Source organism: Marinobacter maroccanus, assembly GCF_002933275.1.
GTDB classification, from domain to species: domain Bacteria; phylum Pseudomonadota; class Gammaproteobacteria; order Pseudomonadales; family Oleiphilaceae; genus Marinobacter; species Marinobacter maroccanus.
Genome location: NZ_PSSX01000020.1, coordinates 65,797 through 73,320, shown reverse-complemented (window position 1 = coordinate 73,320; position 7,524 = coordinate 65,797). Strand labels below are relative to the sequence as shown.

Annotated in this window: 7 protein-coding genes; 6 read left to right on the top strand and 1 reads right to left on the bottom strand. The window is 57.4% G+C overall.

Annotated elements, in window-relative coordinates; genetic code table 11:
• Nucleotides 1-230 precede the first annotated feature (230 nt).
• Nucleotides 231-848 carry a hypothetical protein gene (locus KEHDKFFH_RS17375; RefSeq protein WP_104323080.1) on the bottom strand — a complete coding sequence of 206 codons (618 nt, stop codon included), beginning with the start codon at nucleotides 846-848 and terminating at the stop codon, nucleotides 231-233.
• Nucleotides 849-1,035: 187 nt separating this feature from the next.
• On the opposite strand from KEHDKFFH_RS17375, the gene KEHDKFFH_RS17370 reads away from it, so the two are divergent.
• The 6 genes from KEHDKFFH_RS17370 (at nucleotide 1,036) to KEHDKFFH_RS17345 (ending at nucleotide 7,520) form a co-directional block, all read left to right on the top strand.
• Nucleotides 1,036-2,070, top strand: a complete 1,035-nt coding sequence (locus KEHDKFFH_RS17370) for a DUF58 domain-containing protein (RefSeq protein ID WP_104323079.1) — start codon at nucleotides 1,036-1,038, stop codon at nucleotides 2,068-2,070.
• Nucleotides 2,071-2,075: 5 nt separating this feature from the next.
• The gene (locus tag KEHDKFFH_RS17365; RefSeq protein WP_241956549.1) at nucleotides 2,076-4,157 is read left to right on the top strand and encodes a transglutaminase TgpA family protein; all 2,082 of its coding nucleotides are present in this window, start codon (nucleotides 2,076-2,078) and stop codon (nucleotides 4,155-4,157) included.
• Nucleotides 4,150-5,181 (top strand): DNA polymerase III subunit delta', encoded by a 1,032-nt coding sequence (locus tag KEHDKFFH_RS17360; protein ID WP_104323077.1) that lies wholly within the window; start codon nucleotides 4,150-4,152, stop codon nucleotides 5,179-5,181. The genes KEHDKFFH_RS17365 and KEHDKFFH_RS17360 overlap by 8 nt, the downstream gene beginning before the upstream one ends.
• Before the next feature lie 117 nt (nucleotides 5,182-5,298).
• A complete protein-coding gene (locus tag KEHDKFFH_RS17355) occupies nucleotides 5,299-5,649 on the top strand; it encodes a PilZ domain-containing protein (protein WP_008171779.1) in 351 nt (116 codons plus the stop codon).
• 13 nt (nucleotides 5,650-5,662) lie between these two features.
• Nucleotides 5,663-6,613 carry an alpha/beta fold hydrolase gene (locus tag KEHDKFFH_RS17350; protein WP_104323076.1) on the top strand — a complete coding sequence of 317 codons (951 nt, stop codon included), beginning with the start codon at nucleotides 5,663-5,665 and terminating at the stop codon, nucleotides 6,611-6,613.
• Nucleotides 6,606-7,520, top strand: coding sequence for a DUF4892 domain-containing protein (locus tag KEHDKFFH_RS17345; protein WP_104323075.1), 915 nt, complete (start codon nucleotides 6,606-6,608; stop codon nucleotides 7,518-7,520). The genes KEHDKFFH_RS17350 and KEHDKFFH_RS17345 overlap by 8 nt, the downstream gene beginning before the upstream one ends.
• Nucleotides 7,521-7,524: the final 4 nt, after the last annotated feature.

The following is a 7,524-nucleotide window of genomic DNA, read 5'->3' as shown; positions in this document are numbered from 1 at the left end:
ACTGCGTTATCTCGCGTATTGGCAATCCGGTCGGGACTATTGGGCTAGATCTGTCGCCAACTGAATTTAATGCGCCCAAACGCAACGAACCCCGGAAAAAACCGGGGTTCGTCAGCAATCTGACGCCCCGCTCTGCGGGGCGTTTTTATTGGTCATAGGAAAACTCAGGCCAATAAAAAACGGCAGCCAACCTTGGCTCCCGTTTTCAAATCGAATGGATTAATTCTGCGTTACTGATCCGGCACCGCAATAGAAAGATCAAACCCGCCACCAGGCCGCGGCGTCAAGGTAATCGGCCCTTCATTAATAGCTTGTGGAACCTGAATCTGGTCAATCCCCGGCGGATTACCAATACTGAAATTCAGATTTTGCCCATCAAACCCAATCCCCAGCTGATCGTTAAGAAACGTCTGTGTAAAAGGCTCTTCCGGAATCTGTGCCTGCTGTCCGAAGATTATCGGTGGGATCGTTGGAGTAAACTCAGCCGGCGGCTGTGCCCGGGCGATTTCCTCCTGGGGCAGGAGCAGGGCGCGCCGTAGAAACTCCTCCTCTGCGTTTTCCAAAGCATCGGTCTTGCCCTCATCAACGTATCGTTGCAGTGCGTCCCGATAGGCCTCCTCTTCCGCTTCGGTCAGCACCGGTTCGCCGGGGGAGATAGTGAGGGAGCGTAGAATACGTTGCCGGTCGGCGTCGGATTTCTTCCGCTCTTTGGGCACAACAATAACGGCGGAATCCTTTACGTAGGTCTCTACCATTTCGTCCGAGGTCATGGTCTGAACGCCACCAAAGGCAGGTAAAGCAACAACCAGACCGCTGATGGCGGTGGTGAGCAGGTGTCGGCGTTTCATAATCTGGCCCTTTTGTTTAAAAAATACGCTCCCTGAGCCGAGTATTCAGTTTGTAGGACAGGAATTCAAGCTGGAAGATCCGGGATTGTGATCAGAATCTTCGATTTTTCGGTACTGTTACTAATCACAGCAAAATCGTGATCGAATACCATGAACTTTTTGGGCATCGCAGGGCCTCAGTGACACTATGAAAAATCCGTTCAGAAACCGATTCAGTCGCTGGATTAACCGACGGATTCCGCGGTCCGATCTCCAGATCTTCAGTCAGAAGAACATCTTTATTCTGCCGACCGGCGCTGGCGTGGTATTCGGGCTGTTGCTGGTCATCATGCTGCTAACCGGCATTAATTATCAAAACAGCCTTATCTATCTGAGCACCTTCTTGCTGGGCGCGGTATTCGTGGGAGCCATGCACCAAACCCACCGAAACCTGTCTGGCCTGGAGCTTACACTGGTACACCCGGGAGAAGGCTATGCCGGCGATGATATCCCTTTCCGCTTTCGTCTTAAGGCTGGGCGGGATGACGCCATTGCCATCCTGCTTTCCTGCGAAGAATCCGGTCTAGCACCGGTGCATCTCCATTCAGGCCAGGCGCAGGATGTCACGCTGCCGGTTCATTCCGCTCATCGGGGCTATTTGCGCCCAGACCGGGTTCGTATTGAAACCCGCTTTCCGTTTGGTCTTCTGAAGGCCTGGTCCTGGGTTCGTCCGGTGTCGGCCGGGGTTGTGTTCCCACGGCCGGTTCCTGCGCCGGAGGCTTTCAGCACCGTTGAGGATGGTGAGGAGTCAGCAGAGGCACGGTCCGTTGAGGGTAACGATCATGCCGATATCCGGCCCTGGCGGGAGGGTGATCTGAGTCAGCGCGTTCTATGGAAGCGGTATGCACGAACCGGGCAGATGGTGGTTGCCGACTGGGAGGGTGAACAGGGCGGTCCCTATTGGCTGGATTTCAATGCCTATCCGGGCGCGGACCATGAATTGCGACTGAGTTACCTGGCGTATCTGGTGAACGAACGCGGCCGCAGCGGTGTACGGTTTGGATTGAATCTTCCCGGACAGATCATCGAGCCTGATTCCGGTCCGGCTCATGCGGCCCGGTGCCTCCGGGTATTGGCAACCTGGGGAGAGGAGCGGCCGCGGGATGCGATGGCTGAGCCCCATGGAACGCGAAAGAAAGAAAGAGAGACAACCTCCGAGTGGGTTGCGGAGGGGCAGGCTTGAGTCTAATCGATCGCCTGAGAGGCAATGAGTCGGACGAAGGGGCAACGACCAATTTGCCTTCCAGGGCCTTGCTCTGGCTGATTGCCAGTTTTGCCCTGTTGCTGTCGCCCCAGTGGGACCGTCTGCCCCTGTGGCTGATCGCCGCCTGTGCAGTATTGGCCGCATGGCGATGGCTGGCGCAATATGGGCGGGTAAGACTGCCCGGCCGCTTGTTACGCACCGGGATCATGCTGATCTTGATCGGTGTTTACGTTGCAACGGTTCAGGGGCGGTTTACAGTGGATACTGCCGCCTCGTTTTTTGTGCTGGCGGTGGGCCTCAAATGGCTGGAAACCCGGTCAGTCAGGGATTTCTATGTGCTTTTCTTTATCCTCATCTACCTGGCCTCCGTGAATTTCCTGTTCCATCAGGAGATTCTCTGGGCACTGGTCAACTTCACCGGGATAGCTCTACTGCTAGTGGGGTTGCAGGTGTTGAATGCGCCGGATTTGCCCGGGGGAATGACGTCTGGCTGGCGAAGACTCGGTGGGATGTTCCTCAAGACATTGCCGATTGTGGTTCTGCTGTTTGTATTCTTCCCGCGGATGTCGCCTTTGTGGAGCGTGCCGCTTGTTTCGGGTGAGGCTCGCACGGGGATCAGCGACACCATGCGACCCGGCGATATTTCCAGTCTTGCTCAGAGCAGTGAGCGGGCCTTCCGGGTAACCTTCGGAGGCGAGATGCCTGCCTATCGCGACCGGTACTGGCGAGGCCTGATTCTCGACTATCTGGATGGCGAAACCTGGCGACAGGGGCAGCGAGAGGGTTTTCGCCCTCTTGGCCGGGTTGCGGTTGACGGCGGCATAGGAGAGCTCGAACCGAACCAGTATGACGTTCTTCTGGAGCCAACCGATCAGCGCTGGGCGTTCGCCCTTGAGAACTCCAGGGCAGTCTCGGACAACGTATTCGAAGACAGTGCCGACCTTTTCCGGTTTCGCCGACCGGCGGACAGTCCTGTCGGTTACCGTCTGGCTGTGGAGGGAGAGGTCTCGTCAGTTCAGGAACAGAGCTCCGCCGAGTTGCGGCGATACCTTCAGTTGCCCCGGGAAGGCAACCCGAGAGCTCGAGAGTTGGCCCTTGAGCTTCGCCGAAGCATGGCTGACGAGCAGATAATTCGGAGTCTGTTGGAGCGATTCCGCGAGCAAGAATATTTCTACACCCTCAGGCCACCTGCCATGCCCGATGATGGCATTGATTCCCTGCTGTTCGACGAAAAACGCGGTTTCTGCGCCCACTACGCGGGTGCAACTACCTTCGTTCTACGGGCGGCCGGTATTCCCTCGCGGGTCGTGGTTGGCTATCAGGGTGGAGAAAGTGGAGCGGGCGGTGATTACCTGATCGTACGTCAGTACGACGCCCATGCCTGGGTCGAAGCCTACATCGAAGGGCGAGGGTGGGTGAGGATCGATCCCACAGCAGCCATTGCGCCGGACAGGATCGAGTCCGGTCTTCGAGACGCCGTTGCCGAAGAAGGGTCCTTTCTGGAGGATAACTGGGCCTCGCCCCAGCGTTACGCCGATGTCGCCCTGGTGCAATGGGCGAGCCTTCAGCTTGATCGGATCAATTACCAGTGGCAGCGCTGGGTCGTCGGTTACCAGGGCCAGAGCCAGATGGATCTGATGTCCAGGCTGCCCGGTGGTTTTGGCATGCGAGAGCTGGGGTACATGACAGCTGGTATTGTCGGTGTCGGCTTGCTGATTGCCGGGCTGATCTCTGCTTTCCAGATGCGGCGGGGAGAACGGCGTGACGCGTTTCGGAGAGTGGTGGATACCTGGCATCGGCTTTGTGCCAGTGCCGGGGTGCCGGTGCGCCATGGTGAGACGCCTTCGGTGTTGGCGTCACGCCTGGCGAAAGCAGAACCGGCTGCTGCGGATTCAGCCAGGCTTTTTGCCCGTATGGTTAACAGCCATTACTATAGCGCTGTTCAAGACGAAGACGGCGGTGAACAGTTGAGGCGAATGCGTCGTCTGCTCGGCACTATGAAGCGTCAACTACGGAAGCGCCAATTGCGCAGATCCAGGACCCGGACAGGAAAATCCAGTGACTGATATAGCCCAAGACATGCCCTGGCTCAGCCGCGCCTGGCAAACCGTGCAGAGTCGGGTAGCGGAAGACAGGCTCCCGCACGCTCTCATCCTTACGGGTGAGCGCGGTTTAGGGAAGAGGGCCTGGGCCGAGGCTGTCGGTGGATTGTTGTTGTGTGATAATCCCCTGAACCGGGAGTCTGGACAGCCAATTGCCTGTGGCTATTGTAAGCAGTGTGAACTCCTCGCAGCTGCCAGTCACCCCGATATCCGGGTTTATGCGCCGGAAAAATCCCGCATGGTGAAGGTTGACCAGGTGAGGGCGCTGTCGTCGTTTGCGGTGGCGTCTCCGCAGGTGGCACACCACAAGGTGGCGATCATTGATCGTGCGGATCAATTGAATATCAATGCGGCGAATGCGCTGCTCAAGACCCTGGAAGAGCCGTTGCCGGATGTAACCCTGATCCTGTTGCAGGAAAGCGGGCGTCCGGTCCTGCCTACCATTCGGTCCCGCTGCCAGACATTGACTGTTCCGGTGCCCGCCAACAACGAGGCGAATCAGTGGCTCGCGAGTCGTGTTCGGGATCTTCCCGAAGACGCGCAACCGCCTGCAGATGTTCTGGCCAAAGCCCTGATGTTGGCAGGAAACGCGCCGAGGCTGGCTCTCGACTATGCAACCGGCGACTTTATCGGTCTGCGGGATACGGCGCTGGAGCGGTTCAAGGAATTCATGAAATCCCGGATTCCGGTGGGTGACGCCGCCAAGGCGTTCAAGGCGATAGGCCTGGAAGACACCCTTTGGTTATTTGAAACCTGGGCGGCAGATCTGGCCCGCCTGATAGCGGGCGGCAGTGCCAGGGACACCGAAGCCTCGGATATGCTCGGTTTCCTGGCCAGAACCACACCTGCCTGGCGAGCCCATGAACTGCTCGATATGGTAAAGGATTCAAGGGCGGCGGGTGTTTATAACGCCAGTCCGGAGCTGGAGGCGAGTCGGCTTCTTATCGCCTGGCAAAAGCTGATGCCAGTCAAACGCCCGGCGGCATAGGTGGTCGTTGCCCGCGGGATTGCGCCTTTGGGGGCAACAGCTGCTATGATTCCGGAATGAAAGGGATTTTTGTATCCCGAAAAACGTTCAAAACGATCTACAAGAAAGGTGTCAGTTATGGGGCCAGGATTTGGTGCGCGCAGTGGCATACTCACCCTGACAATCAAGGACAAAGCAGTGCTCTACGCTGCATACATGCCTTATATCCGCCAGGGTGGCCTGTTCATCCCGACGCAGAAACAGTACCAACTGGGCGACGAGGTTTTCCTGCTTCTTAACCTGATGGACGAACCGGAGAAGATACCGGTTGCCGGTAAGGTGATATGGATAACTCCCAAGGGTGCCCAGGGTAATCGGGCGGCGGGGATCGGCGTCCAGTTCAACGGGGATGACGAAACCGCCCGTACCAAGATTGAATCCTATCTGGCAGGCTCACTGAGTTCCGATCGCCCAACCCACACAATGTAAAGGCGAGAGCTGGATGAACGATATGGCGATTCCCACGGAGGCTTCCTGCAGCCAACCAGAGGGCAGCGGCATCCAGGAATCCGCTCCGGCATTCCGGGAGTCCGAATGGAAGCTCCGGCACATCACTCTGGCCGGTCTCAGTTGGCCCCCGGCGCCTGAAGCTCACGACAATACTCCGATCATCATGCTGCACGGTTGGCTCGACAACAGCCTTACCTTTGTAAAGTTGGCACCGGAACTGACAGCTCTCGGGCCTGTTTACGTCCTGGACTTCGCCGGGCATGGCCATTCCGGACACCGCCCGGAAGGCCAGAGTTACCTGCTGATGGATTATGTTGCGGATCTGGCTGAACTGGTTGAGCGCTATTTCCAGGAAACACCGGATGGCAAGATCAACCTTGTCGGTCACTCTCTTGGTGGTATCGTCGGCGCTCTCTACGCGGCTGCTTTCCCTGAACGGATTCGGAATCTGGTGATGATCGACAGCCTGGGCGCTCTCAGTCGTCCGGTTAAAGAGACCATTCCCCAGCTTCGAAAGGCGATCAAGAAACGCATTGCCGGATCTGGAAAGCAGGTCGTCTATCCGGATATCGCCACTGCAGCGAAAGCCCGGGAGGGCGGACTGAGTCCCCTCAGCCCTGAAGCTGCGCTGACGCTTATTCCACGTAATATGAAGCCCCAGGGAGACGGGTACGTCTGGCAGACCGATCCCCGGCTGCGGCACCCCTCGCCACTCATGATGACCGAAGAGCAGGTGCTGGCCTCGCTGGCGGCGATCGAAACCCGGGTGCTTTTTGTCAGAGCCGATCAGGGTCTTCTGTCGTACAGACAAGATCTGGACAAACGTGCGGAAGCAATTGCACATCTCCAGATTGCGAAAGTACCCGGGGGCCACCACTGCCATCTTGATGGTGAGACAGGCCCGGTTGTAACAGCCATCAGACAATTTCTGGAAAATGAGTAATCGCTTGCTGAAATCACTGTTTAGCCGTTTTGTTACCGTGGCCGTCTGTTCGCTGGTTCTGCCGTCCATCGGTATGTCCGCCCCGGAAGATGTGCCGGCGCCTTTCCCGCAATCGACCCTCGAGAATACCGTGAGGATCGAATCGTCGGGCCATTTGATATTGTTCAGTCCGCTCCGGGAGGTTAATAACGAAATCCGCTCCGAAACCATGGCCAGACTGCCGGTGGCCGGCGAAGGAAGGCTGTACCAGATTGCGCGGGATTCCAGTCGGGAAAGGGCTCGGGATCATTATCTGAGGATTCTGCGACAAAGAAATGCACAGGTTCTTTTTGACTGCGAAGGTATCCGTTGCGGGCGGAGCAACGTTTGGGCCAACCAGGTGTTTGGCCAGGCCGTGCTGTTGGGCCGGGACGCCACGCAGGATTATCTGGTGGCGGGCACCGTCGCAGAGGACGGTAGCCGTTGGTTGACTCTGATTTACACGGTTACACGGGGTAATCTTCGGGAATACGTGTGGGTGGAGCACCTTCGGGTTGAGGCCGGTGCAACTGTCCCGGGCTTTGGCGGTGTAAGCCGGCGCGTTGAAGGCCCGATTATCGTGCCTTGGCAGGGTGGCGTCACGTATCGTTTCAATTGGCAAGCGACTGATCGCAGGCTGGTAACCGATCTCGCACGGGAGGAAGGCGCGGTCGTCGCTCTGGTGGGTTATTCTGTGTTGGAGGAAAACGAAACTTTCTCCGAGGCCATGGAACGTGCGCGCCAGGCCACCGAGTCCCTGTCTGAAGTGTTATCAAAAACCGGAGTACCCAAAAGTCGGCAAGAGATAGTCATCGTGGGTCCTGCGGTAGTTTTCAGTGGTCCGGATCGACAGGGTGACCGGGTAGAAGTGGTAGTAATTTCGAGGTAGAGAT